At 67.6% G+C, this 25,314-nt stretch carries 24 protein-coding genes and 1 pseudogene; 19 read left to right on the top strand and 6 right to left on the bottom strand.

From position 1 onward, the window contains the following. Positions 1-21 precede the first annotated feature (21 nt). The gene (locus tag AB0F43_RS20880; protein WP_360479017.1) at positions 22-576 is read right to left on the bottom strand and encodes a TetR family transcriptional regulator; all 555 of its coding nucleotides are present in this window, start codon (positions 574-576) and stop codon (positions 22-24) included. A 63-nt stretch (positions 577-639) separates the two neighbouring features. Here AB0F43_RS20880 and AB0F43_RS20875 point away from each other — a divergent pair, with 63 nt between their 5' ends. The 7 genes from AB0F43_RS20875 (at position 640) to AB0F43_RS20845 (ending at position 9,175) form a co-directional block, all read left to right on the top strand. After that, positions 640-1,548, top strand: a complete 909-nt coding sequence (locus tag AB0F43_RS20875) for an alpha/beta hydrolase (RefSeq protein ID WP_360479014.1) — start codon at positions 640-642, stop codon at positions 1,546-1,548. Between the two features lie 50 nt (positions 1,549-1,598). Beyond that, positions 1,599-1,904, top strand: a complete 306-nt coding sequence (locus AB0F43_RS20870; protein ID WP_360479011.1) for a hypothetical protein — start codon at positions 1,599-1,601, stop codon at positions 1,902-1,904. Between the two features lie 359 nt (positions 1,905-2,263). Next, entirely contained in the window at positions 2,264-4,540 is a 2,277-nt protein-coding gene (locus AB0F43_RS20865; RefSeq protein WP_360479008.1) for a CehA/McbA family metallohydrolase, read from the top strand. Continuing rightward, positions 4,540-4,929, top strand: a complete 390-nt coding sequence (locus tag AB0F43_RS20860; protein ID WP_360479005.1) for a hypothetical protein — start codon at positions 4,540-4,542, stop codon at positions 4,927-4,929. The genes AB0F43_RS20865 and AB0F43_RS20860 overlap by 1 nt, the downstream gene beginning before the upstream one ends. 108 nt (positions 4,930-5,037) lie before the next feature. Further along, complete coding sequence (locus tag AB0F43_RS20855) at positions 5,038-7,002, top strand: APC family permease (RefSeq protein WP_360479002.1); 1,965 nt, start codon at positions 5,038-5,040, stop codon at positions 7,000-7,002. A 56-nt stretch (positions 7,003-7,058) separates the two neighbouring features. Beyond that, the gene (locus AB0F43_RS20850; RefSeq protein WP_360478999.1) at positions 7,059-8,504 is read left to right on the top strand and encodes an ATP-binding protein; all 1,446 of its coding nucleotides are present in this window, start codon (positions 7,059-7,061) and stop codon (positions 8,502-8,504) included. Further along, on the top strand, positions 8,501-9,175 hold the full coding sequence (locus tag AB0F43_RS20845) for a response regulator (RefSeq protein ID WP_360478996.1): 675 nt from the start codon (positions 8,501-8,503) through the stop codon (positions 9,173-9,175). The genes AB0F43_RS20850 and AB0F43_RS20845 overlap by 4 nt, the downstream gene beginning before the upstream one ends. On the opposite strand, the gene AB0F43_RS20840 is transcribed toward AB0F43_RS20845, so the two are convergent. Both AB0F43_RS20840 and AB0F43_RS20835 read right to left on the bottom strand, forming a co-directional pair. Then, the gene (locus tag AB0F43_RS20840; RefSeq protein ID WP_360478993.1) at positions 9,157-9,297 is read right to left on the bottom strand and encodes a hypothetical protein; all 141 of its coding nucleotides are present in this window, start codon (positions 9,295-9,297) and stop codon (positions 9,157-9,159) included. The two genes, AB0F43_RS20845 and AB0F43_RS20840, sit on opposite strands and share 19 nt — an antisense overlap. Further along, on the bottom strand, positions 9,294-9,848 hold the full coding sequence (locus AB0F43_RS20835) for a hypothetical protein (protein WP_360478991.1): 555 nt from the start codon (positions 9,846-9,848) through the stop codon (positions 9,294-9,296). The genes AB0F43_RS20840 and AB0F43_RS20835 overlap by 4 nt, the downstream gene beginning before the upstream one ends. Before the next feature lie 359 nt (positions 9,849-10,207). Here AB0F43_RS20835 and AB0F43_RS20830 point away from each other — a divergent pair, with 359 nt between their 5' ends. The 8 genes from AB0F43_RS20830 (at position 10,208) to narI (ending at position 20,639) form a co-directional block, all read left to right on the top strand. Further along, positions 10,208-10,780: a pyridoxamine 5'-phosphate oxidase family protein gene (locus AB0F43_RS20830; protein WP_360478988.1), complete on the top strand. Its 573-nt coding sequence runs from the start codon at positions 10,208-10,210 to the stop codon at positions 10,778-10,780. A 330-nt stretch (positions 10,781-11,110) separates the two neighbouring features. After that, positions 11,111-11,305 carry a hypothetical protein gene (locus tag AB0F43_RS20825; protein ID WP_360478986.1) on the top strand — a complete coding sequence of 65 codons (195 nt, stop codon included), beginning with the start codon at positions 11,111-11,113 and terminating at the stop codon, positions 11,303-11,305. Between the two features lie 177 nt (positions 11,306-11,482). Then, positions 11,483-11,959, top strand: a complete 477-nt coding sequence (locus AB0F43_RS20820; protein WP_360478983.1) for a hypothetical protein — start codon at positions 11,483-11,485, stop codon at positions 11,957-11,959. 451 nt (positions 11,960-12,410) lie between these two features. Beyond that, a complete protein-coding gene (locus tag AB0F43_RS20815; protein WP_360478980.1) occupies positions 12,411-13,670 on the top strand; it encodes an MFS transporter in 1,260 nt (419 codons plus the stop codon). A gap of 78 nt (positions 13,671-13,748) precedes the next feature. Continuing rightward, the gene (locus AB0F43_RS20810) at positions 13,749-17,444 is read left to right on the top strand and encodes a nitrate reductase subunit alpha (protein ID WP_360480482.1); all 3,696 of its coding nucleotides are present in this window, start codon (positions 13,749-13,751) and stop codon (positions 17,442-17,444) included. Next, positions 17,444-19,195 (top strand): nitrate reductase subunit beta, encoded by a 1,752-nt coding sequence (gene narH / locus AB0F43_RS20805; RefSeq protein ID WP_360478977.1) that lies wholly within the window; start codon positions 17,444-17,446, stop codon positions 19,193-19,195. Before AB0F43_RS20810 ends, narH begins: the two co-directional genes overlap by 1 nt. Next, a complete protein-coding gene (gene narJ, locus AB0F43_RS20800) occupies positions 19,192-19,920 on the top strand; it encodes a nitrate reductase molybdenum cofactor assembly chaperone (RefSeq protein ID WP_360478975.1) in 729 nt (242 codons plus the stop codon). Before narH ends, narJ begins: the two co-directional genes overlap by 4 nt. 2 nt (positions 19,921-19,922) lie before the next feature. Beyond that, a complete protein-coding gene (gene narI / locus AB0F43_RS20795; protein WP_360478972.1) occupies positions 19,923-20,639 on the top strand; it encodes a respiratory nitrate reductase subunit gamma in 717 nt (238 codons plus the stop codon). Positions 20,640-20,699: 60 nt separating this feature from the next. Here narI and AB0F43_RS20790 read toward each other — a convergent pair whose 3' ends face one another. Then, the gene (locus AB0F43_RS20790) at positions 20,700-21,080 is read right to left on the bottom strand and encodes a hypothetical protein (protein ID WP_360478969.1); all 381 of its coding nucleotides are present in this window, start codon (positions 21,078-21,080) and stop codon (positions 20,700-20,702) included. Positions 21,081-21,504: 424 nt separating this feature from the next. On the opposite strand from AB0F43_RS20790, the gene AB0F43_RS20785 reads away from it, so the two are divergent. Further along, positions 21,505-21,675: a hypothetical protein gene (locus tag AB0F43_RS20785; protein ID WP_360478966.1), complete on the top strand. Its 171-nt coding sequence runs from the start codon at positions 21,505-21,507 to the stop codon at positions 21,673-21,675. Between the two features lie 89 nt (positions 21,676-21,764). After that, positions 21,765-22,310 carry a PEP/pyruvate-binding domain-containing protein gene (locus AB0F43_RS20780; RefSeq protein ID WP_360478963.1) on the top strand — a complete coding sequence of 182 codons (546 nt, stop codon included), beginning with the start codon at positions 21,765-21,767 and terminating at the stop codon, positions 22,308-22,310. A gap of 404 nt (positions 22,311-22,714) precedes the next feature. On the opposite strand, the gene AB0F43_RS20775 is transcribed toward AB0F43_RS20780, so the two are convergent. Then, positions 22,715-23,689 carry a hypothetical protein gene (locus AB0F43_RS20775; protein WP_360478960.1) on the bottom strand — a complete coding sequence of 325 codons (975 nt, stop codon included), beginning with the start codon at positions 23,687-23,689 and terminating at the stop codon, positions 22,715-22,717. Between the two features lie 194 nt (positions 23,690-23,883). Between AB0F43_RS20775 and AB0F43_RS20770 the strand changes: the two genes are divergently transcribed. Together AB0F43_RS20770 and AB0F43_RS20765 are read left to right on the top strand one after the other, a co-directional pair. Then, positions 23,884-24,444 (top strand): hypothetical protein, encoded by a 561-nt coding sequence (locus tag AB0F43_RS20770; RefSeq protein ID WP_360478957.1) that lies wholly within the window; start codon positions 23,884-23,886, stop codon positions 24,442-24,444. Between the two features lie 5 nt (positions 24,445-24,449). Beyond that, a pseudogene (locus AB0F43_RS20765) lies at positions 24,450-24,653 on the top strand (universal stress protein); the annotation flags it as partial. On the opposite strand, the gene AB0F43_RS20760 reads toward AB0F43_RS20765, so the two are convergent. Beyond that, positions 24,582-24,935: a universal stress protein gene (locus AB0F43_RS20760; protein ID WP_360480479.1), complete on the bottom strand. Its 354-nt coding sequence runs from the start codon at positions 24,933-24,935 to the stop codon at positions 24,582-24,584. The pseudogene AB0F43_RS20765 and the gene AB0F43_RS20760 sit on opposite strands and share 72 nt — an antisense overlap. Positions 24,936-25,314 lie beyond the last annotated feature (379 nt).

Genomic DNA, 25,314 nt, shown 5'->3' with positions numbered 1-25,314 from the left:
TGTCTGCGCTGGAGCGTCAGGTCAAGACTCTGCGAGGGCGCGCACTGCGCGTTCGATGGCGGGGCGCATGTCAAGAGCGGGGTCGACGGTGAGCCGGTGCAGGAGCAGCCCGTCGGCGAGTGCCATGAGGGCCCGGGTCGCCGGCACGGGGTGGGCGATGCCGACGGCGATCACAATCCGCTCAGTCCACTCCTCGAACTCGCGGCGTTGCCGCCGCAGCGGCTCGCCAAGCTCAGGGTCGTCGGCCAGTTCGAGGAAGAGGGCGTAGCGTGCGCGGGTGCGCGCGGCGAATGGCCCGGTCTGCAGTTCGGCCATGGCGCACAAGCCCTCGACCAGCCCGTCGAGTCCAGTGATCGCAGGCATCGCGGCCGGGTCGAAGTCGGCGCGCTCGCGCTCGGCGATCCAGTCGACCACACCGCCGAGTAGCGCCCGGCGGGTGCGGAACCAGTTCGAGGTCGACCCAGGCGGCAGACCCGCTCGTTCATCGACCCGCGCATGGCTCAATGCGCGCACGCCCTCCGCGCCGAGCAGTTCCACGGCCGCCTCGAGTGCGCGATCCCGGGTGGCCGCCGGCATCGACGCTCCCTTCCACGAGGTCTACTATGAACATAGTATCTCCATCGCACGAAGGGGGTCGCCATGGCCACGCCCGAGCCCCGCATCACTCGTTCCGTCGACGCCTCGGCCTGGTCGCCGCCGCTGCCAGAGGCCTCCGGATTCCAGCATCTCGTCGTCGAGACGCCCGGCCTGCATACTCACCTCGCCGCCATCGGCGAGGGCCAACCGGTCGTGCTGTTGCACGGATTTCCCCAGCACTGGTGGCAGTGGCACGCGATAGCTCCGGCCATCGCCGCAGGCGGCTACCGCGTCATCTGCCCCGACCTGCGCGGGGCTGGCTGGACCGTGGCCGACGATCCGCGTATCGAACGCGAGACCCGGCTACGCGACCTGCTTGCCCTCTTGGATGTCCTCCACATCGAGCGGGCCCACCTCGTCTCCCACGACATGGGCGTCCTCACCGCGATGCAGCTGACCTACGACCACCCCGAGCGGGTTCGAACGGCAGTGCAACTCTCCGTGCCGCCGGGCTTCATGACGTTCAGCCCGAAGCTCCTCCCGGGCTTCCGGCACCTGCCCCCGTTCATCTGGCACCGCCCAGGCGCCTCACTGCGCGGAGTCTTCTCCGAGGAGTACGTCGCCCGCCCGATATCGGAGGCAGCGGTCGAAGCCCACCTCGCCCCGATGCGCCGACCCGACATCGACGGCGCGGTGCGTCCGCTCACTCGCGGCATGGTCCTGCCCGAAGGCCTGCGCATGATGCGCGGCGTCTACCGCCGCCAGCGGCTTACGGTGCCGACCCTCGTCGTACTCGGCCGCCGCGACCACCCCTGGACCGAGGCGCTCATGGGGCGTGTCTGCCGCAATCCGGAGCGGTACGCCGATCGCGTCGAGTTCGCCTATGTCGACGACGCAGCGCATTTCATCACCGACGACGCCCCCGCAGCGGTCGCCGACCTCGCGATCGACTGGTTCGAACGAGCAGCTTGATGTAGGGCTCACTACTCAGACGTCCGCTCACAAGGTCGAGGAGGCGAGTCGTGGCGGAACTGCAGGTCCGATTGCCCTACACCGCTTGGGGTGCTGGCGACGAGTGGCAGGAGGGTTACGAAGATCTTCTCGGCGACTTGTTCGAGGTAGTTGACAGTGCCGGCCTGGGGGAGACCGACGACCCGGACCACTTCGACGACTTCATCTGCTTCTACCTCGAAGGGGACGATCTTGACTCGCTACGTCGTGCGGCGCGTGGGGCGCTCACCCGCCATGGGTTGCTCGAAGCCGCGTCTGCGATGGTGACCGACCCGGAAGCGAACGACATGGAAGTCGGCACCCCGGTCGACCTCTGACCTTGATTGGTGGATGGTCAGTGGCTGCCTGCATAGTGCCAAAGGCGTCCTGTCATCGGCGTGTCCGCGCGGATGGCGGCTATGAGAGTGTGCGCACCGCCCAATGAACACATCTTCGCGCTCAACAGCGAAGACACCGGCTGCCTGCCAAGCACTTACCACGAGGCGCGTGACCCTCGTGAACCCGGAAGCGGCGGCACAGTGACGTTGCACCTGCCCGAATGGCCGAGTGGTGATCGGGCTCGGGATCCCGTGCCGGCCGCGCCGTTGCCCCTGGGCGATCCGTCGTCGGATAACCACGTGATCGCCGGTGGCCAGGGGAGTAGGGTCGAGTGCTCCCGGCACCGCAGGAGGTCACCGTGCCTGAGCCCGCTGCTCAGCCGTTGCTCGCGTCCGCGTCCCGCGCCGTCCGGCAGTTGGCAGATCTCGGCGATCCGCTGCCTGTCGAGGTGACGGCCCAACTGGCCAAGCCGGAGGCTGAACCTGAGGCTCTGCTGCGGCCGTTCGTCCTCGTGGACGTGCGGATCGACGAGCTCGGGAACGCCGTGTGCACCCCGGGCGCCGCGCCACCGCAGCTGGTCCAGCACGGCTGGCGCAGCTTCCTGGTGCGGGTGGAGAATCCACATCGGATCGAGGGCAAGCTGGTCACGACGAGCACCGGTGTGTACGGCGTCATCGACCACCTGAGCCATTCCGCGCGGATCGCGCTGCGCGACACGCTGACCGTCGTACCGCGGATCAAGGACGCCTGGCTGAATACGACGATCGCCGGACCCAGTGTCCTGTCCGGCCTGGAGGTCGACTACAAGATCATCAGCCTCTACAGCCGCGAGCACGGCGTCAGGTCAGCTGGACTGTGGCTGTGTGTCGCGGACGAGCACAACCACCACAGCCTGAGTCGGACACCGGTGCAGGTCGCGAGCTTCCGGACGAGTTTGGAGGACCGGGACTTCAGCGCGTCCTTCGAGTTCGACTGTGCGTCGGCCCGCGACATCCAGTTGGACGTTCGCGAGCCGGACGGCCGCAGCTGCATGGCGTCGATCACGGTCCGCGACGCGCAAGGGCGCTCGTACCCGTCCAAGGCGATGCGGCTGGCGCCTGACATGTTCTTCCACGAGCACGTGTACCGGGCGACCGGTGAGGTGATCCGGCTGCCGGAGGGCCGGTACGAGATCTCCGCGATCCGCGGGCCGGAGTACCGGCCGGTGCGGTTCCAGGCCGACGTCGACTCGGCAACCGACGTACTGGCGATCACGCTCGATCGCTGGGTCGACCCGGCGAGCCGTGGCTACTACTCGGGCGATCCGCACATCCACGCGGGCGGCTGCTCGCACTACAACGTCCCGAGTGAGGGCGTCACGCCGGAGACGATGATCAGGCACGTCCGCGGCGAGGGCCTGTGGCTCGGCAGCGTGCTCACCTGGGCGCCGTGCTACTACCACCAGAAGCAGTTCTTCAGTGGCGAGTCGATCAGCCCGCCGGCCGAGCTGGAGTGTCCGGCGATGCAACAGGCACAAGGCATGACCTGGAGGCCGAAGCCGACCGACCGCGACGCGGAGAGCGTGCTGCGGTACGACCTCGAGGTGTCCGGGTTCCCGTCCAGCCACTCCGGCCACGTGATCCTGCTCGGGCTGACCGACCAGGACTATCCCGGCACCAGCGTGATCGAGGACTGGCCGTCGTGGAACCTGCCGGTCCTGCGCTGGGGTCGTTCGCAGAACGCTCTCGCCGGCTATGCGCACTGTGGGGTGGGTCTGGCGGTCGGCACGGATGAGTTGCCGAACTACGTCATCCCGGGGTTCCACGGCATCGGGTCCAACGAGATCGTGGTCGACGTACCGCTCGGTGCCGCCGACTTCCAGTGTGGCGGCCAGCTCGCGCCGACGGCCGAGCTGAACATCTGGTACCACCTGCTCAACGTCGGCTACCGCACTCTGATGCTCGGTGAGACCGACTATCCGTGCATGTACGACGACGGTCCGGGAGTCGGGCGTACGTACGTGCGACTGGACGAGCCGCCGCAGGGTCCACGGGCACTGGAGGCGTGGATCGACGGTCTGCGAGAGGGTACGTCGTACTTCGGTGATGGTCGTAGTCACGTTTTCGACCTGGCCGTCGATGGTCACGTGACCCGCGAGCACAGCGTGGCTGAGGCGGGTCCGGTGCAGGTGAGTGCGACGTTCGCGGCTTGGCTGCCTGAGGAGCCGCCTCCGCCGCCGGCTGGGCGTCCGGCGTACAGCGCGCCGGTGGGCTGGCATCTGGAGCGGGCGCGGATCGGCACGTCCCGCGCCGTACTGGTCGAGGTGCTCGTGAACGGCGTACCGATGGCTTCGCAGGAGTTGGTGGCGGATGGCACCGAGCAGGAGGTGTCGTTCGACGTGACGCTGGAACGCTCGTCCTGGTTGGCGATGCGGATCCTGCGCAGCGTGCACACCCAGCCGATCTTCGTCGAGATCGCCGGCCGGCCGATCCGCGCGTCCCGGCGCAGCGCGCAGTGGTTGCACGACTCCGTCGACGCCCTGTGGAAGGCGAAGTCCGGTTTCATCCGAGACAGCGAACGGCAGGCGGCGCGGGAGGCGTACGACGCTGCCCAGGAGATCTACCGTGCCCGGCTCGACGAGTGTGAGGTCCACTGATGATGCAGCTCGGCTGTTGCGGACCCGTCGAGACCGACGCTCCGCTCGCGGTCACCATCAACCCCGAAGCCCGGGTCACCGTCACCCGCACCGGCGCCCCACTCGGCGAGCCGGCTCCGGGCGAGTGGCACACCATCCCCGTTGCCGTCGTCAACGAAGGCTTCGTGACCGGGCCGCTGATCATCGAGCCCGAACCCGTCGACGGCGTCCACTGGGACCAGGTTGATTGTGTCCTGACCGGCGACCGCCGCCAGGACACATCGCTCCGCGTCCGCCTGGACGCCTCCGCCGTCGTTGACGTAACCCTCACCTGCCGAGCACTGGAAGCCCTGGGCGGCTTGGCCACCCACAGCACGACCAACCTTCTACTCCGCACCGGACAGGGTTGAGGCAGCTCGCGTGAGCGCATTAAGACGGCGCTAGGGTCGGCGCCTGGCGCGTTAGGAAGGCGTCAAGATGGCCGTTCGCGGGCGTGCGATGGTTGTTGGCTGGATCCCGTGAAGATCATCGAGGTGCCGAAGCGACTTCTGGTGGGCCAACCGCTGCGCAACGAACGCATGGGCGAGACGTTGCTGCCGAAGAAGCTCGCTTTGCCGGTGTTCTGTAGCGACCCGTTGTCCTCCAACGCTTATGCGACCGAGGAGATCCTGCTCATGCTGAGCCTCGGCGGGCTCGCGCTGTTGCACATGACTCCGTGGGTTGCCGCCGTTGTCGTTGCATTGCTCATCGTGGTCGTGGCCTCGTATCGGCAGACCTGTCACGCCTACCCGAACGGGGGCGGGGCGTACGCCGTGAGCCGGGCCAACCTTGGCCGGGACGCGTCCCTGGTCGCCGCCAGCGCACTGTTGGTCGACTACGTTCTGACCGTGGCGGTCTCGGTTGCCGCCGGGGTGCAGAACATCGTGTCGGCGGTTCCGGCACTCGCGCCGCATGCGGTGTCCGTCTCGGTGGGCATGATCGTGGTGCTGGCGCTGATGAATCTGCGCGGGGTCAGAGAATCCGGAACGGCGTTTGCCATTCCGACCTACGGATTCATCGCCGTGGTGCTGATCATGATCGTGACCGGGCTTTTCCGTACGCTGGCAGGTGATCCGCCGACCGCGGAGTCGGCGTCGATCGCCGTCGCGCCCGCAACGCACACGGGCGGCCTGGTGGTGGTTCTGATTGCGATGCGCGCGTTCGCCTCCGGCTGCACGGCACTGACTGGGGTGGAGGCCGTCAGCAACGGGGTGCCGAACTTCAAGTCGCCGAAGAGCCGCAACGCCGCCAGCACGCTGTCGATCATGGGCGCCTTGACGGTGACGATGTTCGCCGGGATCACCGCCCTTGCGCTGATCGCGAAGGTCCATGTCGCGGACGATGCGCATCGGCTGATCGGCGCACCCGCCGGCTACGAGCAGCGCACGGTGATCGCGCAGGTGGCGGGGTCGGTGTTCGGCGGTTACCACTCGATCGGCTTCTTCGCGGTGCAGGCGTTCACTGCGGCGATCCTGGTCCTGGCCGCGAACACCGCGTTCAACGGGTTCCCGATCCTCGCGTCCCTGCTCGGGCATGACGGGTTCTTGCCGCGCCAGTTCTCCCGCCGCGGCGATCGGCTGGTGTTCAGCAACGGCATCGTCATCCTCGCCGCCCTTGCCGGTCTGCTGATCTGGGCGTTCGACGCGAGCACCACCAGGCTGATCCAGCTGTACATCATCGGCGTCTTCGTATCCTTCACGCTCAGCCAGGCCGGCATGGTGGTGCACTGGACCCGCAAACTTCGGCAGGCGGTGCCCTCGGAGAGCAGGCATACGATGTTGCGGTCCCGGGCGATCAACGCCGTCGGGGCGGTGTTCACCGGGGTCGTGCTCGTCGTCGTGCTGATCACCAAATTCACTCACGGCGCGTGGATCGTCGTACTCGCCATGCCGGCTGTGTTCCTGCTGATGAAGGGCATCCGCGGGCATTACGACCGGCTCGCGACCGAGCTGCGTCCGAGGGAGGCCGGTGTCACGCTGCCGGCCCGGGTCCACGGCATCGTCTTGGTGTCCAAGCTGCACACTCCAACGCTTCGGGCGCTGGCCTACGCCAAGGCCACGAGGCCAACGACGCTCTCTGGCGTGACGGTTCAAACCGACCCCGAGGAGGCCGACGACCTGCTCCGGGAATGGACTGAGCGTGACATTCCGGTGCCGTTGAAGATCCTGGACTCGCCGTACCGCGACGTGACCGGCCCCGTCCTCGACTACGTCAAGAACATTCGCCGGCAAAGCCCGAGAGACCTCGTGGCGGTGTTCATCCCCGAGTACGTCGTTGGCCACTGGTGGGAGCAACTGCTCCACAACCAGAGTGCGCTTCGCCTCAAGGCCAGGCTGTTGTTCCAGCCGGGAGTGATGGTGATCAACGTGCCGTGGCAGCTCGGCTCGGCGGAGCTGCGCGAGGCACGCGGCGCTGAGCAACGGACCGAACCGGTACCGCGCTAGTCATGGTTCCCGGGCGGCCGGACAAGAGCTCCCCGGCTTCCGTGCAACAGTGGATCGTGGCACAAAGCACGAAGTCCTCTGCCTCGGAGGCCGCCCGTAGCTCCGCGCTGGGGGTCACGACCGGCGCGCACCGCCGGACACGGTTGTGGACCGGCATCGCCCTGACGGCGGTCGGGCTGCCCGTTCTGACGGCCGCACTGGTACCTCTGCGCGACAGTTTGGCGCTGGAGAGCGTGCTGCTGCTCTACCTGCTCGCGGTCGTGCTGACAGCCGTCACCGGCGGCGTGGGGCCGGCCGTGACCGCAGCCCTGGTCTCGGTGCTGCTGGCCAACTACTTCTTCACTACGCCATACCACACGCTCGTCGTCGACCAGCAGGACAGCATCATCGCGCTCATCGTCTTCGTCGGCGTGGCCGTCACCGTCAGCGTGACGGTCGAGCTGGCCGGTCGCCATCGCGTCGCCGCGGCGCGCAGCCGCGCCGAGGCCGAGGTGCTGTCGCGGTTCACCGCCGAACCGGTCACCGACACCACACTGACCGGCGTGCTGGATCAGGTCCGCGACATCTTCGGCATGGACTCGGTTGCATTACTCGAACAGCGGGACGATCAAGAGCGAATCGCCGCGTCGGTAGGCCAGCCACCGCGCGGCCGCCCTGCCATCTCGGTCAGCGCCGGGGGCAGCCTGCGCCTCGTCGCCGAGGGCCCGGAACTGTTCGCCGAGGACCGGCGACTGCTGACTCGTCTCGCAGCAACAGCGGCCCGAGCCTGGGAGGCCGAGCGTCTGTCCAGGCAGGCAGCGCAAGCCCGCGAGCTCGCCGAGATCGACCGGCTCAGGGCCGCGCTTCTCGCCGCCGTCGGCCACGAGCTCCGTACGCCGCTGGCCGGCGTCAAAGCAGCGGTGTCCAGCCTGAGGCAGCGTGACGTGACCTGGAGCCCGGCCGAGCGTGACGAGTTGCTCGCCACCATCGAGGAGTCCGCCGACCGACTCGACGAACTCGTCGCCAACCTGCTGGCGATGAGCCGGCTCCAGGCCGGTGCCTTGTCCGTCGCACCGCGGCCGGTCGCGCTGGACGAGATCGTCGCCAACGCCCTGCTCCACCTGCCCCACAACCACGATCACGTCGCCGTCGACGTACCGGACCATCTCCCGCTGGTGCTCGCCGACCCGGGGCTCTTGGATCGCGTTGTCGCCAACCTGGTGGATAACGCGCGCCGCTTCGCACCGCCCGCAACCAAGGTCTACGTCGTCGCTGACCACGACCAGGACCACGACCGGATACGACTACGCATCGTCGACTCCGGTCCGGGCATCCCGGAGACAGACTGGGAACGAATGTTCGCGCCCTTCCAGCGCCTCGGCGATCAAACCAGCGACAGCGGCATCGGCCTCGGCCTGGCCATCGCCCGCGGATTCACCGAGGCCATGGCCGGCACACTCACCCCCTCACGAACAGCCGGTGGAGGCCTCACCATGACCGTGACCCTTCCGGTGGCGTCATGAGCCGGGTCCTGATCGTCGAAGACGACCGGCAACTCCTCCGCGCCCTGTCCATCAACCTGCGTGCCCGCCAATATGACGTCGACGCCGCGCCGGACGGCACCTCCGCCCTGGCCGTCGCCGGCCGGCGGCCACCCGACCTGGTCATCCTCGACCTCGGACTACCCGACATGACAGGCGTCGACGTCGTCCACGGCCTCCGCGGCTGGTGCACCGCCCCGATCATCGTGCTGTCCGCACGCGACACCCAGGGCGACAAAGTCGCCGCGCTCGACGCCGGCGCCGACGACTACGTCACCAAGCCGTTCGGCATGGACGAGCTTCTCGCCCGCATCCGGGCGGCGCTGCGGCGCGCGTCACCCGGCGACAGCGCACCAGTCATCAGGACCGACGCCTTCACCATCGACCTCGCCACCAAGCGCGTCACCAACCCCGATGGCGACGTACGGCTCACCCCGACCGAGTGGCACGTGCTCGAAATCCTCGTCCGCCACCCCGGCAAACTCATCCCCCAAAAACAGCTCCTGCAAGAAGTCTGGGGCCCCGGCTACGAGTCGGAGACGAATTACCTGCGGGTCTACATGGCCCAGCTACGGCGCAAACTCGAACCCGATCCCTCTCGCCCCCGACACCTGCTCACCGAGCCTGGAATGGGCTACCGCTTCACCACGTGACCCCGGCCTGAGATCGTGCTGTTCAAACCGCTCACCCTCGCCGAGATCGAGCGCATCGTCGACCACATGCTCGACGAACTGCCGACCCGCCTGGCGGCCAGCTCTTCGACCCGATCAATCATGACCGGACCTTGGCGAACCTGCTTTCGCCCGACGACAGCGGTGAGCGACCTCTGAGGCATGTGGCTGAGCAACGGGATCGCATCCCTGCGGCGGAAGTCGCGATGGAGCGACTCGGCGAGCACTTGACGCCGGCGCCCGGGATCCGGCGGAACTGCGTGAGCAGTACAACGCGGCCGTGGCGGGCAAGCGCCCCGCAGAGAAGGCACTTGCGGCACCAGTCGGCAGGAAGTTGAGTCGCACATCGATCGACGGGGCGACATGGCCCAGGCTCTTGATCGTGCAGACCGAGAGCAGCTCGGCCCCACACGTTGCCAGCGGCAACCAGAGCGAGGGCGACCAGGGTGATGGCGCCGAGGATGTGGTCGTCGAGCACCGGGTTGTTCTCCGGTGGCAGGGCTGCGGTCCACATCAGCACGTACAGCAGTGCTCCGGTGACCGCCGCGATCCGCATCCCGATGCCCAGGATCAGTGCCAGGCCAACCACCGCCAGTCGCCGCGCCTTCGCGGTGCTGCGGATCGCCTTCGGCCTCACATTCCTGTGGGCCTTCATCGACAAGCTGTTCGGCTCGGCTACGCTACGCCGTCCGGCAAGGGCTGGATCGACGGTGGCGACCCGACCGCCGGATTCCTCGGCAAGGGCACCAGCGGCCCGTTCGCGGACTTCTACCAGTCCCTGGTCGGCGACTGGTGGGTCACCCCGCTGTTCATGATCGGCCTGGCCGGAATCGTCGTAGGACGGTCAGATCCCGGACCAGCCGCGCAAGCGCGACTACCTTCGGTCTGTCGGTTCCGGGACCTCTGGCCGGTTCGCCCCGGCGAAGGGCGGCCGCACGTTGGTGAGATGGAGGCAAGAGACAGCAAGCAGCTCCGGTTCGAGCCAGGCTTGTTCCAGGACATGCCGCCGGAGGAATGCGGGAGAGCCTTGCGGCCAGGTCGGTCGGCCGGGTGGGGTTCGACGGGCCGGACGGTCCGCAGATCCTGCCGGTCAACTACGTCGTTCTCCGGCGCAGCATCTACTTTCGTACCGAAACCGGGAGCGCGCTGGCGAACGCGATGAGCGATCGCCCGGTGGCGTTCGAGGTCGACGAGTTCCTGCAGGCGGGTTGGAGCGTCCTCGCGGTCGGCGACGCCGCGCTCGTGGACGACCACGACCTTCTCGTGGAGCTGTGGGGAGAGCAAGGTCCGCAACCTTGGCAGCCGGGCTGCGCACGCGGTTCGTCCGGATCACGCCGACTCGACTCACCGGATGCCGAGTCCTGCCGCGGTAGACGCCGGCCGCTGCGTTCGTGGCGGGGGATGCCACGAAAGGAAATGGACATGGTTGAGAGCCCCGCGCGGCCGCGGCCGAGATGCCCGATCCGGCGGGGAGATCCTTGCTCCCAGGCACGACTGAGCCGCAGGACTGGCCCACTCGTCTACATGGTGATGTCCGATCCCGCGCTGCGTGACGAACTCCGTGCCCTCCGCGCCCGCCCGGACTGAGCACGATTCGACCTCCCGGGACCGTTCGGAGTCTCGGACTGGCCAGGACAGCTCGACCTCGGCCGGTCAGGGCGAACGGACAGCGGCCCCGGGACTTTCGACCCTGCCGGACGAAAAGATGCTCGGCTGAAATGGAGCCGGTGAGGGAGGTCGGCGGTGGTGATGCCGGGCAGATCCTGAGCACGCTCCAGCCGAACCACAGACGACGCTCCGACCTCACTCGCCGTCGAAGAGTGGGGTGTGTGATGAGCCTGTTCGGACGAGAGCATCAACTGACCCAGCACTGAGAGGGTCATCGACAGCATCAACCGTCGGAGAGGTCCCGGCGAAATGGCGGGCGGCTTACGCCTCTCGTTCTTCGTCGCCGGTGTTGCCGGTCTGGCGTCGCTCGCGGGGCTGCTGAGGGATGGCTTGTACACCGGAGAGGCGTCGGTGGCCGAGATGCTTCGGGCGTACGACCCCGTGACGCTCGCCGTAGTTGTACCGGTCCTCGTGCTGGCGCGACTGTGGGCCACGCGGCTCTGATCGCGCGCAGTTGCTCTGGGTCGGAATGCTTGCCTACCTCGCTTACACCTACGCGTACTACCTGTTCGGCACATCGTTCAACGACATGTTCTTGCTTCACGTTGTCGTGTTCGGGGGTTCCGTCCTCGCGCTGGTGCTGACCGCGTCGGCCCTTGACGTGCGGTCGATCGCTGCAGGGTGGTCTCGATCACGTTCGGAGTGCGCTCGGGCATCGCCGCCGGCCTGCTCGCCGTGGTCCTCATCGTGGTCTGGACCATTTTGCGGGATGTGTCGTTGACGCCTACCGGATGGGCAGCACGCGTGCTGCCGATACTGCTGCTCGGTCTGGTGCTCGGCGATGCATCGGATCGGCTGAGCCGAGCCGAGACAGAGCGGCGCCAATTGGAGGCCGAGGCGCTACTGCGCCGCGAGGCCATAGAGATCAACGACTCGTTGGTGCAGGGCATGGCCGCCGCCCGGTGGTCGTTCGAGGCCGGTCGCATGGATGCCGGCATGCGGACCCTCGATGAGACCATCATCCAGGGCCAGGACCTCGTCTCTGACTTGATCCGGCGGGCCGGGATGGCTGACCGCACCGAACAGGTCGGCGGTGCAGCACGAAGCGGCCCGACGACACCGCCCTCAGATCACGCTCCTCGGCTACGTCCGCACTGACGCTGTGTTCGGGGAAGGTGCGGGTCGGCAGTTCCGAGTGGTAGGGGCGGCCTGGTGGGATTTTGTGGTGACGGGATCGGTGGTCGTGGTCGTGCCGGCCTGGCCTCCGAAGGCACGGCTGGCTGTGTCCGGTGGTGCGGCGCCGAAGGCGTACTGCGATGCCAAGAGCATTCCGGTGGACCTGCCTGGAGCTTGTCGACGGCTTCCTGTTCCTGGGCAACGGCCACACGGCATGTCCTCGACGCCCCGGTCGCCGCCACCGCATGTCTCCCCGATCGACGAACGGAGGAACTGTGCGCCCGTCGAACATGACCGTCAGGTCGGTCATCTGTGGCGCTGCGGCGTGGCGGCGGAGGCTTTTGGCGGGCCGATGCATGACTGTGGACCTATTGGCAACGCCAGAGGCGTGCGCGAGGGTGGAGAGCGTGACGATTTCGGCGGGTGACGGTCGATGACGGCGTCGACGGAGCGTCGTACTCGAGACGAGGCCGGCTCGCCGTGGCTGATGTTGTGCCTGGCCACCCTGGGCTTTGCTGTCAACTTCTGGGCCTGGGCCCTGATCAGTCCGCTCGGCCCGCTGTTCCGGCAGAACGGGGCCCTGGGTGCTCTGAGCGAGTCGGACGTCGCGTTGATGGTCGCGGTGCCGGTGATCGTGGGCTCGCTGGGGCGCATCGTTGTCGGTGCGCTGACTGACAAGTTCGGCGGCCGGGTGATGTTCCCGATCGTGTCGGCCGTGACGATCGTGCCGATCCTGTACATCGCGTTCGTTGCTCTCGACTCCTATGTCCTGTTGCTGGTGGGCGGGTTCTTCCTCGGCATCGCGGGAACCACGTTCGCGGTCGGTGTGCCGTTCGTGAACGCCTGGTTTCCGCCGGAACGTCGCGGCCTGGCCGTGGGCGTCTTCGGTGCCGGCATGGGCGGTACGGCGATCAGCGCGCTGACCACCGTCAAGCTGTACGACGGCCTCGGATCGAAGGCGCCGTTCCTGATCACGGCGACCGCGCTTGCCGTGTACGCGGTGGTCGGCTGGCTGATGCTGCGCGACGCGCCGGGACGAGCCGCGCCGACGACGTCGCTGCTGAGGCGGCTCGTGTCGAACGCGAAGCTCCCGGTCACCTGGCAGGCCTGCGCGCTGTATGCGGTGGCCTTCGGCGGATACGTCGCGTTCTCCGTCTACCTCCCGGCGTACCTCAAGACCGACTACGCACTGACGCCGGCGGACGCCGCGAACCGGATGGCGGGCTTCGTCGTGGTCGCCGTCGTCATGCGTCCGATCGGCGGCTGGCTTTCCGACCGGTTCGGGCCGATCCCGGTTCTGGCTGCCGGATTCGCGGTCGTGGTGGTCGGCGCCGGGGTCGCGGCGACGCACCCGCTGCTCGAGCATGCCGGCACGGCCGCGTTCCTGGGGATGGCCGCCGCGCTGGGTTCGGGCAGTGGCGCCACGTTCGCGCTGATCGCCAAGGTGACCGAGCCGTCCCGCGTGGGAGGAGTCACCGGTCTGGTCGGCGCCGCGGGCGGCCTGGGTGGGTTCGTTCCACCGCTGATCATGGGCTATGTCTACGGCCGTACCGAGTCCTACGCCATCGGGCTCTGGCTGCTGGCGGTGACCGCGGCACTGACTCTTGTCCTGACCCTGACCGTGGTGCGAGCCACCGAGCGAGGGCAACGCAGTTCTTCGCCGGGTTCGGCGTCGCCAACGAACGTCTCCTGAGTCTCAGCCCCGACGAGAGGATCACTCGTGAGCACCGAAGCCGAGCCCAAAGGCAAGCACAACGGTCGCGAGGTCGGCCTGGACGGGAGCCTGAGTGACGCGCTGGTGCGCACGAGACGCTTCTTCACCAAAGGCACCGTGTCCGATGACCTTCGGACCTTGACCAAGGTCGGCGGACGTCAGGCTGACGACTTCTACCGGGATCGCTGGAGCCACGACAAGGTGGTGCGCTCCACGCACGGGGTGAACTGCACCGGGTCGTGCTCGTGGAAGGTGTACGTCAAGGACGGGATCATCACCTGGGAGACGCAGCAGACCGATTATCCGTCGGTCGGCCCGGACAAGCCGGAGTATGAGCCGCGGGGTTGTCCGCGCGGTGCGGCGTTCTCCTGGTACACGTACTCGCCGACGCGGATCCGCTACCCGTACGTGCGTGGCGTACTGCTGCAGATGTATCGCGAGGCCAAGAACCAGTACGGCGGGGATCCGGTCAAGGCGTGGGCGCACATCGCCGACAACCCGCTGCGGGCCAAGGCTTATAAGTCCGCGCGCGGCAAGGGCGGCCTGGTGCGCGCGACCTGGGACGAGGCGAGCGAACTGGTGGCCGCAGCCTACGTGCACACGATCAAGAAGTGGGGGCCGGACCGGATCGCGGGGTTCTCGCCGATCCCGGCGATGTCGATGGTGTCGCATGCCTCCGGTGCCCGGTTCACGTCACTGATCGGCGGCTCGATGCTGTCGTTCTACGACTGGTACGCCGATCTGCCGGTGGCCTCTCCGCAGATGTTCGGCGACCAGACCGACGTACCGGAGTCGGGGGACTGGTGGGACGCAGGCTACCTGGTCATGTGGGGTTCGAACGTCCCGGTGACTCGGACCCCGGATGCGCACTGGATGACGGAGGCACGCTACCGCGGCCAGAAGGTCGTCGTGGTTTCTCCCGACTACGCCGACAACGTGAAGTTCGCCGACGACTGGCTGGCCATCAAGCCTGGTACCGACGGCGCGCTCGCGATGGCGATGGGCCACGTGATCCTCAAGGAGTTCTTCGTCGACCGGGAGACGCCGTACTTCGCCGACTACGTCAAGAAGTACACCGATCTTCCGTATCTGGTGACGTTGGAACCCGGCGCGGATGGCACGACGTACCGGCCGGGCAAGTTCTTGACCGCGGCCGATCTGCCCGGTCACGCCGCCAGTGAGAACGCGCATTTCAAGACGGTTGTGGTGGATGCCGTCACCGACACCTTGGTCGTGCCGAACGGGTCGCTGGGGCACCGGTTCGGTGCGGCCGGAGCCGGGCGCTGGAACCTCGACCTCGGCGACGTCGACCCATGTCTGTCGCTGGCCGAGAGCATCACGGGCAGCGTGCTGGTCGAGCTGCCACGCTTCGACAGCGTCGACGGAACCGCAGGCTCCCTGACCCGCGGGGTCCCGGTTCGTCGCGTCGGTGATCGGATGGTCACCACGGTGTTCGACCTGATGCTCGCTCAGTACGGCGTCGCTCGACAGGGCCTTGGGGGCGACTACGCCCGCTCGTACGACGATGCTGCCGCGCCGTACACGCCCGCTTGGCAGGAAGCGATCACCGGCGTCCCCGCGGCGGCCGCGACCCGGATCGCACGCGAGTTCGCAGCCAACGCCGAGGAGTCCCGTGGCCGATCGATGATCCTGATGGGCGCCGGGACCAACCACTGGTTCCACTCCGACACGATCTACCGGGGCTTCCTCGGCCTGACCACGCTGACCGGCTGCCAGGGCGTCAACGGCGGTGGTTGGGCCCACTATGTCGGGCAGGAGAAGTGCCGGCCGGTCACCGGCTGGGCGCAACTGGCCTTCGGGTTGGACTGGACGCGTCCGCCGCGGCAGATGATCCACACCGCCTACTGGTACCTGCACACCGACCAGTTCCGCTACGACACCTTCTCCGCGGACACCGTCGCGGCGAAGACGGGCAAGGGTCTCCTGGCCGGGATGAGCACCGCCGACGTGATTGCGAAGAGCGCGCGGATGGGGTGGATGCCGTCGTACCCGACCTTCAACCGGAACCCGCTCGACCTTGCCGACGAGGCGGCCCGGGCCGGTCGGCCGGTGGCTGAGCATGTGGTCGAGCGATTGAAGTCAGGGGAGCTGCGGTTCGCGGCCGAGGACCCGGATTCGCCCGAGAACTTCCCACGCGTGCTGGCGATCTGGCGGGCAAATCTGCTCGGGTCGTCCGGCAAGGGCAACGAGTATTTCCTCAAGCATCTGCTGGGCACCGACAGTTCGCTGCGGGCGACCGAGGCGGGGGAGAGCCAGCGCCCGCAGGAGGTGGACTGGCATCAGGGTGCGCCGGAGGGGAAGCTCGATCTGCTGCTGACGCTGGACTTTCGCCAGACCAGTACGACGATCTTCTCCGACGTCGTGTTGCCGGCGGCAACTTGGTACGAGAAGCACGACCTGAACACCACCGACATGCATCCCTTCGTGCACTCGTTCAACCCGGCGATCGCACCTCCGTGGCAGACCCGCACCGACTGGGACGCCTGGCAGACCATCGCGACAAAGTTCAGTGAGCTCGCCGCCGGGCGTCTCGACACCCGCACGGATGTTGTCGCCGTACCGCTGCTGCACGACACTGCCGACGCGATGGCCAACCCGCACGGAGTCGTGAGGGACTGGAAGCGCGGTGAGTGCGAACCGGTCCCCGGCGTGACGATGCCGAAGATCGTCGAGGTCGAACGCGACTACACCTCGATCGGCGCCCGGATGCAGGCCCTCGGCCCGCTGCTCGACAGACTCGGGACCACGACCAAGTGGGTCACCTACGACGTCAGCGCATCGATCGACTACCTGCGCGCGAAGAACGGCGCCGTCCGTGGTGGGCCCGCCGACGGCCGCCCGTCGCTCAAACGCGACATCCACGCGTGCGAAGCGATCCTCGCCTTGTCAGGTACGACGAACGGCCGGCTCGCGACCCAGGGCTTCAAGACCCTGGAGAAGCGGACCGGGACACGGTTGCACGACCTGGCAGCTGAGCACGAGGGCAAGCAGATCACTTTCGCCGACACCCAGGCCGCCCCGGTGCCGGTGATCACCTCGCCGGAGTGGTCCGGCTCGGAGTCCGGCGGGCGCCGCTACTCGCCGTTCACGATCAACGTCGAACGGCTCAAACCCTGGCACACGTTGACCGGGCGGCAGCACTTCTATCTCGACCACGACTGGATGACAGAGCTCGGCGAGGGCCTCCCGGTCTATCGCCCGCCGCTCAACATGGCGGCGCTGTTCGCCGAGCCAGCGGTCGGCGACGTACAGGGCGCCGGGGGAGCGTCGGTCGAGGGAGTGACGGTCCGGTACCTGACGCCGCACAACAAGTGGTCGATCCACTCGGAGTACCAGGACAACCTGTTCATGCTGTCACTGTCGCGGGGCGGGCAGACGATCTGGATGAGCGACAAGGATGCCGCCAAGGTCGGTGTCGAGGACAACGACTGGATCGAGGCGGTCAATCGCAACGGCGTGGTGGTGGCCCGTGCGATCGTCTCGCACCGGATGCCGGAAGGCACCGTCTACATGCATCACGCGCAGGACCGGCTGATCGACGTACCGATCGCCGAGACCTCGGGCAAGCGCGGCGGCATCCACAATTCCCTGACCCGGATCCTGGTCAAGCCCAGCCATGTCATCGGCGGGTACGCGCAACTGGCCTTCGCCTTCAACTATCTCGGTCCCACCGGCAACCAGAGAGACGAAGTCACGGTGATCCGCAAGCGCAGCCAGGAGGTGACCTACTGATGAAGGTCATGGCGCAGATGGCGATGGTGATGAACCTCGACAAGTGCATCGGTTGCCACACCTGCTCGGTCACCTGCAAACAGGCCTGGACCAACCGCACCGGGACCGAGTACGTCTGGTTCAACAACGTCGAGACAAGGCCCGGCCAGGGCTACCCGCGGCGGTATGAGGACCAGGAGGAGTGGCAGGGCGGCTGGGAGCTCAACAGGCGCGGCCGACTCAAACTCAGGGCCGGCGGCAGGTTGAAGAAGCTCGCCACCATCTTCTCGAATCCGAAGATGCCCTCGATCCAGGACTACTACGAGCCCTGGACGTACGACTACGCCACCCTCACCGACGCGCCGGCCCAGGAGCACACGCCGGTCGCGAGACCGAAGTCTCTGCTGTCCGGCAAGGACATGAAGATCTCGTGGTCGTCCAACTGGGACGACAACCTCGGCGGGTCCGCGGCCACCGAGAAGCACGACCCGATGCTGGCCAAGATCGCCGGCAAGGTGAAGTTCGAGTTCGAGCAGACCTTCATGTTCTACCTGCCGCGGATCTGCGAGCACTGCCTGAACCCGTCCTGCGCGGCGTCGTGTCCCAGCGGCGCGATCTACAAGCGGACCGAGGACGGCATCGTGCTGGTCGACCAGGATCGCTGCCGCGGCTGGCGGATGTGCGTCTCGGGCTGCCCGTACAAGAAGGTCTACTTCAACCACCGCACCGGCAAAGCCGAGAAGTGCACCTTCTGCTTCCCCCGGATCGAGGTCGGTCTGCCCACCGTCTGCGCGGAGACGTGTGTCGGGCGGCTGCGCTACATCGGGCTGGTGCTCTATGACGCAGACAAGGTCCTCGAGGCCGCGTCGGTGCCCGATGACCACGACCTCTACGAGGCGCAGCGGTCGATCCTGCTCGACCCACACGACCCTGAGGTGATCCGCGCCGCGGAGCGCGACGGCGTACCTCGCGACTGGATCGACGCGGCCCAGCGCTCCCCGGTCCATGCCTTGATCAACACCTTCAAGGTCGCGCTGCCGCTGCACCCGGAGTACCGCACCATGCCGATGGTCTGGTACATCCCGCCGCTGTCGCCGGTCGTCGACGTGGTCCGCGAGACCGGCGAGGACGCCGAGCGCAAAGACAACCTGTTCGCCGCGATCGATGCCCTGCGGATCCCGATCGAGTATCTGGCCGAGCTGTTCACCGCGGGCGATGTCGCTCCGGTCGATCGGGTGCTGAAGAGGCTGGCGGCGATGCGCTCCTACATGCGCGACATCAATTTGGGGCGCGACCCCGATGCCGCCATTCCAGCTGCGGTCGGGATGCGCGAGGAGGAGATGTACGACATGTACCGGCTGCTCGCCCTCGCCAAGTACGACGAGCGCTACGTCATCCCGCCCGCCCACGCCGAGCAGGCCCACTCGCTGGAGGAACTGGCCACCGAATGCTCGCTGGACTACGAGGGCGGCCCGGGGATGGGTGGCTCTGGGCCATTCGGCGAAGGATCGGGCGCGTTGACCCCGATCGCGGTCGAGAACTTCCAGATGCTGCAGGATCGGCAGACCTCGGACACTGTTGCGTCGCCCGACGACAAGGCAGCACGAGTCAACTTGCTCAACTGGGACGGCAAGGGCACGCCCAGTGGCCTGTTCCCGCCCAGGTCCGAAGGCCCGGGACCGGTGACCAACACCGGCACCCCGGACACCACCGGCGGGGAGACGGAACCTGGCGGCACCGGCGGTCTCACCGGAGGGGCGGATCACCGATGAGCGGCAGAACGCTGTTTCCTCGCAAGGAGGAGCGCCGCGCCCGGGGGCTCGACGGCATACAACTGACGCTCGCCTGGCAATCCGCCTCGCTGCTGCTCGGCTACCCCGACCAGCAATTGCTCGAGCGGCTCGAGCTGATCCGACGCGCCTCACAAGAACTCCCATCCCAGGTGGGGAAGTTGCTCCGGGCAACCGCCGCGAACCTCGGTGACACACCACTGGCGGTGCTGGAAGCCGACTACGTCGAGACCTTTGACAATCGCCGCCGGCACAACCTCTTCCTCACGTACTTCGCGTACGGCGACACCCGCAAGCGCGGGGCCGCACTGCTGCGGTTCAAGCAGACCTATCTCGCCTCGGGCTTCGAGCTCGCGGCAAGCGAGCTCCCCGACCACCTGTGCGTGGTCCTGGAGTACGCCGCAACCGTCGACCGCGAACAAGGCCGCCGGCTGCTGGTCGAGCATCGGGCCGGACTGGAGGTTCTGCGTCTGTCCTTGGCCGAAGCCGACTCCCGCTGGGCCGGTGCGGTTCAGGCGGTCACCGCCACGCTGCCACCACTGCAGGGCGACGAGCCGGAAGCGGTCCGGCGGCTGATCGCCGAAGGGCCGCCGGAGGAGGAGGTCGGCCTCACGCCGTACGGCTCCGCGTTCGACACAGGACCGGCGCGGCCGCCCGCCTCCGCACCGATCCCACTGCCGATGCCGACCTTCCCCGGAGCGCACTGATCATGGACACCGTCCTGTGGGTCGTCGTGCCCTATGTCTGCTTGACCGTCTTCGTGGTCGGCCATTTCTGGCGCTATCGCTACGACAAGTTCGGCTGGACGACCCGGTCCTCCCAGCTCTACGAAGACCGGCTGCTGCGGTGGGGCAGCCCGTTGTTCCACTTCGGAATCCTCGCGGTCTTCCTCGGCCACGTAATGGGCCTCGGCGTACCGAAGGCATGGACCGAGGCGGTCGGCATCTCCGAAGGTGTCTACCACTTTCTCGCCGTCTCGATCGGTGCTGTGGCCGGCTTCGGCACCGTCGTCGGCATGGCCATCCTCATCTACCGGCGGCGTACTGTCGGACCGGTCTTCTCGGCCACGACCAAGATGGACAAGGCGATGTACCTCGTCCTTGCCACCGTCATCGTGCTGGGACTGGCCAATACCGCGATCGCCAACATCTTCGGCCACTACGACTACCGCGACGGTGTCTCGGTGTGGTTCCGCGGCATCTTCCGGTTCTCCCTGCACCCCGAGCTGATGGCCGAGGCTCCGATCGGCTTCCAGTTGCACGGACTCGCCGCGATGCTGCTCTTCGCACTCTGGCCCTTCACCCGCCTGGTGCACGTCTTCAGCGCCCCACTCGGCTACCTCACCCGCCCGTACATCGTCTACCGCAGCCGCGACACCCAGCTGGGCACCCACCGCCCCCGCCGCGGCTGGGACCGCGTCAACTGACCTCGGTGATCGACCTGACACAGGACCAGCGCATCGGTTGCCGCTCGCGCACGCCGTACATCAGGACTGGCCCGCGTGGTCGAGTTGGTGGACGCGGCGTACGACCGTTCCGAGGGCCCGGATCACGGCGAGCGTTTCGTTGATGCGGATCTCCAGCTGACTGGTCTGGCCCGGCCTGACCAGCTCACGCTGGAGGTCGTCGAGCAGGTCAACCGCATGGGTCAGTTGGTCCGCCACCACGTGCGCGTACGTGACGGCCGGTGCCTGCTCTGCCCTCAGTTGGGGAAGGATCCGGCCGCGGTAGGTGGCGACTGTTCGCTGCGCGGTGACCATCAACCGCTCCCGCTGGGCCCAGTCACCCGCCGCGCACTCGTCCTCGAGTCGGGCGAGATCCTCGTCCCAGCGGTCGAACTCGTGCAGCACTGCATCAGTTGTGCTCATTGTCGGTCCTCCTCAACCTGCCTCGGCGACACAGGGGTGGCCGCGGTTCCAGCCTGCCTTTCGGTCTCGTCGGCGGGCAGTGGCATCAGTCCCGACCAGCCGTGTCCTTCGGCAGGTACGGCGGTGACCACAGTCCCCGCCCGAGGCGCGGCAGCGGCGGAAGGATCGAGGTGAAGGACGGGGGAAAGGACATGACCATGGACACCGGCAAGCGGCTGACGTGAGGAGGTGGTCGGCATGATGCAGGACATGGGCAGCCAGGACGTGGTCTGGATCATGCTCGCGCAGATGGTCTGGCGGGCCGTGCTGCCCACACGCGGCGTCGGTCGGAACCAAACCGGCCTGTGAAGGGGCCTTTGCGTCTGAGCACGTGTCGAAACCGGTACACCACGCAACCGATCCGGAGCGGAATCACCAGCAAAGCGTGAGAGGCCGCATCACGACGAGCTCGAAAGTCTGGTTCGTCTGGATGGTCGGCATGTGGACGGCGTTCTTCGCCCTGCTCCGAACGGACCGCCTGGACGCGCGCCGCTCGCACCGCCGATTGATCGCGCACCGGCTCTGGCCGCCGTACCGGATCCGCATATCCGTGTAGTCAGGCCCAGTCGCCGGGGGTCTGGGGACCTTCGGCCCTGCTGGATTCGGCGGGGTGCGAATGGAATGGAATCTGACAGGGAGGTTCACATGAATCGCTTCGCCGGTGTCGACGGGATCGCAGAGACCGGATCTGCCTCAAGCCGGCTAGTGGTGAGAGAGCTCAGCCCCGCGGGCATCAGGACGCCGGAGGGCTTCATTGTCACTGTGGCCGCGTACCAGGAGTTCACCCGCTCGACCTCGCTCAGGCCGTTCATCGCCGGACAGCTCAGGCGATATCGCCAGGGCGCGGATCTGCTTGCGGTGGGAGCGGCGATACGTACGGCGTTCGCCTACGCGGAGATGCCGGCCGCGCTGGCGCGAGCTGTCACCGCTGCTTACCAGGAGTTGGGCGGCGACGGTACGCCGGTCGTCGTCCGGAGCGGTGTCGCGAACTTCGTCGATCGCCGGGAGGTCTTCCTCAACGTGCGGACGAGCAGGGATGTGCTCGGTGCGTGCAAGCGGTGCTTCGCCGTCCTGTTCACCCAGCGCGCCATCCAGCTGAGGGAGCTGCACGGGATCGATCAGCTGGCGGCCACGATGTTCGTCAAGGTACAGCGGATGGGGCGGTCGATCCCGCCGCCTCCGGCACAGTAGAGGTCTTGGACAGCGAGTCTCCCCAGCTCGTCCGGGTGAAGGCGATCTGGGGGTTGGATGACCTGGGATCGGCGCTCGAGTGGATCCTGACGAATATCTCGTCCTGGAAGGGCCGATGGCAACCACGCTGACCGCCGCGCTCCCACACCAGCGATCACGCTACGGGCGAAACCCCGGTCGGTGAGGCGCTCCCCGGGCCGCAGTTCACCTCATCCGGTTCGCCTGGCTGCTATTGAACGTCGTACCCCGGGCACGGGTCAGGGCCGAAGGTCGCCGCGGGCCGCTCGGCCGCCCGGAGCGGGTCAGCGGACGAGATTCGCGGCGTGGGTGGCCCGGTGCAATGCGGTGAGACTGGCGGGCGAACCGTCGTACCCGACGACGATTCGGTGCGGTCTGGGACGACATCATTCCTCCTCGACGCGCAGGAAGTCTTCGACGGGACGGCGCGGGGTGGCGGCTGTCGGGCGGGCATGGCCGAAGCGGATCACCATGTCGGCGAACCCGGCCTTTCCGGTGGTCCGCTGGACGGTCTCACGGAGGTCGTCGTACTCGAGGGGCTGGTTCAGGAACGAGGCGGCGACGCCGTGGCGGGTTGCCGTCAGCAGGACGCGTTCCAGCGCGATGCCGGCGGCAACCTGGTCGGCGGGTTCGTCGTGTGTGGTGGACAGGACGGCCAGGTTCGGGTGTTTCTCGAAGGCGGCCTGGGTCCGGGTCCGGTCCGCGGGCCGGGTGCCCATGTCGCGGAACGCGGTCCGGTAGTTGCTGGCGCGAGGTCCGAGGGCGGAGCTGGGGATGCCGTCGCCGGTCCGGTTGCCGCCGACCCAGTGGGCTCGTTCGGCGCTGCGGTGCCAGTCAGCGATCTCGCGCAGGTCGGTGTCGAGGAACATGTCGACGACGGTCTCGATCTGCTCGGGTGACAGCCAGGTGAGCTCGGCTCCTTCGGCCAGCGCGGACCGCACCAGTTCGATCCGGGTGGTTTGGGCCAGCGGTGCGGTCCGGATCGGATCACGGCTGGTGTGGCGGCGTGGGATCTCGGCGTACAGGGCGCGCAACTGCTCGTCCGGTGTGCTACTTGGCTGCAGCACGATGCGGGCGAGCAGGTCGGGCTCCTCGGTGTCCGGGGCCAGGCCGAGCCAGGTGCCGTAGTCGAGTGCGGCCGCCGCGCAGCGCAGGTTGAAAGCGGCCGTCCCGGCGGCGATCCGCATCGCCCGGCCGGACGGGTCCTCTGCCGGCAGTGTGCGGGATCCGTCCAGGTAGATGTCGATGACGTGACCGTTCACCTCGAACCGCCACGGCTGCGTGTTGTGCATGCTCGGCGCCGCGACGGCAGCGCGCAGTAGTACGTCGATCTGTTCTGGCGACAGCTGAACGTGCGACATGAGGGGCCTCCTCGACCTGCTCGGCGGCCCTAGATGCCGCACTTCTCAGCGTGCCTGGATTCGCCGGCCACGGGCAGCGGCATCGGTCCCGAGCGGTCGGGCCTTTCGGCACCTCGGACGGTGACCCCGGCCTCTGCCAGGAACACCGACGGTCGCCGGACGATCGAAGTAACCAGTAGGACGAAAGGAAGATCATGACCACCACCCCGCACCGGCAGACCCTCGCGGCACCTGTGACGGAGCCCGATGTTGATCGGCGCCCAATCATCTCGGTGGCGGCCGGCCGTGCGCTGGCTGTCCTGCGAATCGCTTTCGGGCTGAGCTTCCTGTGGGCCTTCGTGGACAAGCTGTTCGGTCTTGGCTACGCCACCCCGTCCGGCAAGGGCTGGATCGACGGCGGCGACCCGACGGCCGGCTTCCTGGGCAAGGGTACGAGCGGCCCGTTCGCCGACTTCTACCGGTCACTGGTCGGTGACTGGTGGGTCACCCCGCTGTTCATGGCCGGCCTGGCCGGTATCGGTCTGGCGCTGACGCTGGGCATCGGGATCCGGATCGCGGCTGCCGCCGGCGCGCTGCTCTACCTGCTGATGTGGAGCGCCGTCCTGCCTCCGGAGAACAACCCGGTGCTCGACGACCACATCCTCGGCGCGATCACCCTGGTCGTCTTCGCTCTCGTTGCCGCTGGCAACCTCTGGGGCTTCGGGCGCCAGTGGGCCAAGCTCGACCTGGTCCGGCGTTACCCCTGGCTGCGGTGATCTGGATGACGGCACAGCCTGTGATCCACGTCGGGTTCGACAACTCCTGGCGTGACACCGATGCCCTGGAGTGGGCTCTGCAGGAGGCGAGCCTCCGGCACGAGCCCCTTCGGGCTGTTCACGTCATCGATGACTCCTTACGCCGTACGGCGTACTGGGAACCGGCCCTCGTGGACGACGCCGCGATGGAATTGGTCGACGGCGTCCGGCAGCGACTGGCGGCCGATGACGGCGGGCTCGGCCACGAGGCAGATCTGCTGGCCGATGGCCGGGACATGGATCAGCTCGGCGACCGGACCGGGCTGCCGGGACTGAACCGCGCGAGCAAGGTCGTGCTGGGTAACACGCTGCTCGTCGTCGTGCGGGGAATGTACGGCGACCACTCGCGCGTCTAGGTGGTGACGCTTGGCATGGTCGAGGCCGAAGTCGAGTGCCGCGCCGGCGGCCTGTGAACCGTCGTACCCGATGACTACTCGGCGGACCTGACCCACTGTCGCCTTGGGGCGGACGATGATCACTGGGCAGTGCGCATGGGCGACCAGATCCGTTCCGGTAGAGCTGGCCAGCACCCCAGGGCGCCGCCGAGCCCGCGGCTAGGGATCACGATCAGGTCCGCGGTACGGGACTCCTGCAGCAGGACAGGGGAAGGGAAGCCGTCAACCCGGTCCGCGGTGATCGCAATGCCTGGTGCGAGTTTCCTCGCCAGCTCCAGCGAGTCCGCGACGACCCTGTCGGCGTACGTTGCGCGGGCCGAGCAGACCGGCCAGGGGCGAAGGTCCCGCCCAGCTGTCCGGGTGTCCCCTTGGCAGGCCCGGACGAGAGGGCGCGGATGCAGCTGGCCGACGTACAGCCGGTCATTTGGCGGCAGAT

Source organism: Kribbella sp. NPDC023972 (genome assembly GCF_040639075.1).
In the GTDB taxonomy this organism is placed as follows: domain Bacteria; phylum Actinomycetota; class Actinomycetes; order Propionibacteriales; family Kribbellaceae; genus Kribbella.
Note: the sequence above shows the minus strand (reverse complement) of the source record. Positions and strands in the feature narration are given on the sequence as shown.

What these genes read in the sequence shown, in the direction of transcription:
- AB0F43_RS20860 (WP_360479005.1), top strand. Translation starts at nt 4,540, where the DNA reads ATGATGCAGCTCGGCTGTTGCGGACCCGTCGAGACCGACGCTCCGCTC.
- AB0F43_RS20845 (WP_360478996.1), top strand. Translation starts at nt 8,501, where the DNA reads ATGAGCCGGGTCCTGATCGTCGAAGACGACCGGCAACTCCTCCGCGCC.
- AB0F43_RS20830 (WP_360478988.1), top strand. Translation starts at nt 10,208, where the DNA reads ATGCGGGAGAGCCTTGCGGCCAGGTCGGTCGGCCGGGTGGGGTTCGAC.
- AB0F43_RS20815 (WP_360478980.1), top strand. Translation starts at nt 12,411, where the DNA reads ATGACGGCGTCGACGGAGCGTCGTACTCGAGACGAGGCCGGCTCGCCG.
- AB0F43_RS20790 (WP_360478969.1), bottom strand. Translation starts at nt 21,080, where the DNA reads ATGAGCACAACTGATGCAGTGCTGCACGAGTTCGACCGCTGGGACGAG.
- AB0F43_RS20840 (WP_360478993.1), bottom strand. Translation starts at nt 9,297, where the DNA reads ATGATTGATCGGGTCGAAGAGCTGGCCGCCAGGCGGGTCGGCAGTTCG.
- AB0F43_RS20880 (WP_360479017.1), bottom strand. Translation starts at nt 576, where the DNA reads ATGCCGGCGGCCACCCGGGATCGCGCACTCGAGGCGGCCGTGGAACTG.
- AB0F43_RS20835 (WP_360478991.1), bottom strand. Translation starts at nt 9,848, where the DNA reads ATGAAGGCCCACAGGAATGTGAGGCCGAAGGCGATCCGCAGCACCGCG.
- AB0F43_RS20780 (WP_360478963.1), top strand. Translation starts at nt 21,765, where the DNA reads ATGAATCGCTTCGCCGGTGTCGACGGGATCGCAGAGACCGGATCTGCC.
- AB0F43_RS20775 (WP_360478960.1), bottom strand. Translation starts at nt 23,689, where the DNA reads ATGTCGCACGTTCAGCTGTCGCCAGAACAGATCGACGTACTACTGCGC.
- narH (WP_360478977.1), top strand. Translation starts at nt 17,444, where the DNA reads ATGAAGGTCATGGCGCAGATGGCGATGGTGATGAACCTCGACAAGTGC.
- narJ (WP_360478975.1), top strand. Translation starts at nt 19,192, where the DNA reads ATGAGCGGCAGAACGCTGTTTCCTCGCAAGGAGGAGCGCCGCGCCCGG.
- narI (WP_360478972.1), top strand. Translation starts at nt 19,923, where the DNA reads ATGGACACCGTCCTGTGGGTCGTCGTGCCCTATGTCTGCTTGACCGTC.
- AB0F43_RS20770 (WP_360478957.1), top strand. Translation starts at nt 23,884, where the DNA reads ATGACCACCACCCCGCACCGGCAGACCCTCGCGGCACCTGTGACGGAG.
- AB0F43_RS20875 (WP_360479014.1), top strand. Translation starts at nt 640, where the DNA reads ATGGCCACGCCCGAGCCCCGCATCACTCGTTCCGTCGACGCCTCGGCC.
- AB0F43_RS20825 (WP_360478986.1), top strand. Translation starts at nt 11,111, where the DNA reads ATGGCGGGCGGCTTACGCCTCTCGTTCTTCGTCGCCGGTGTTGCCGGT.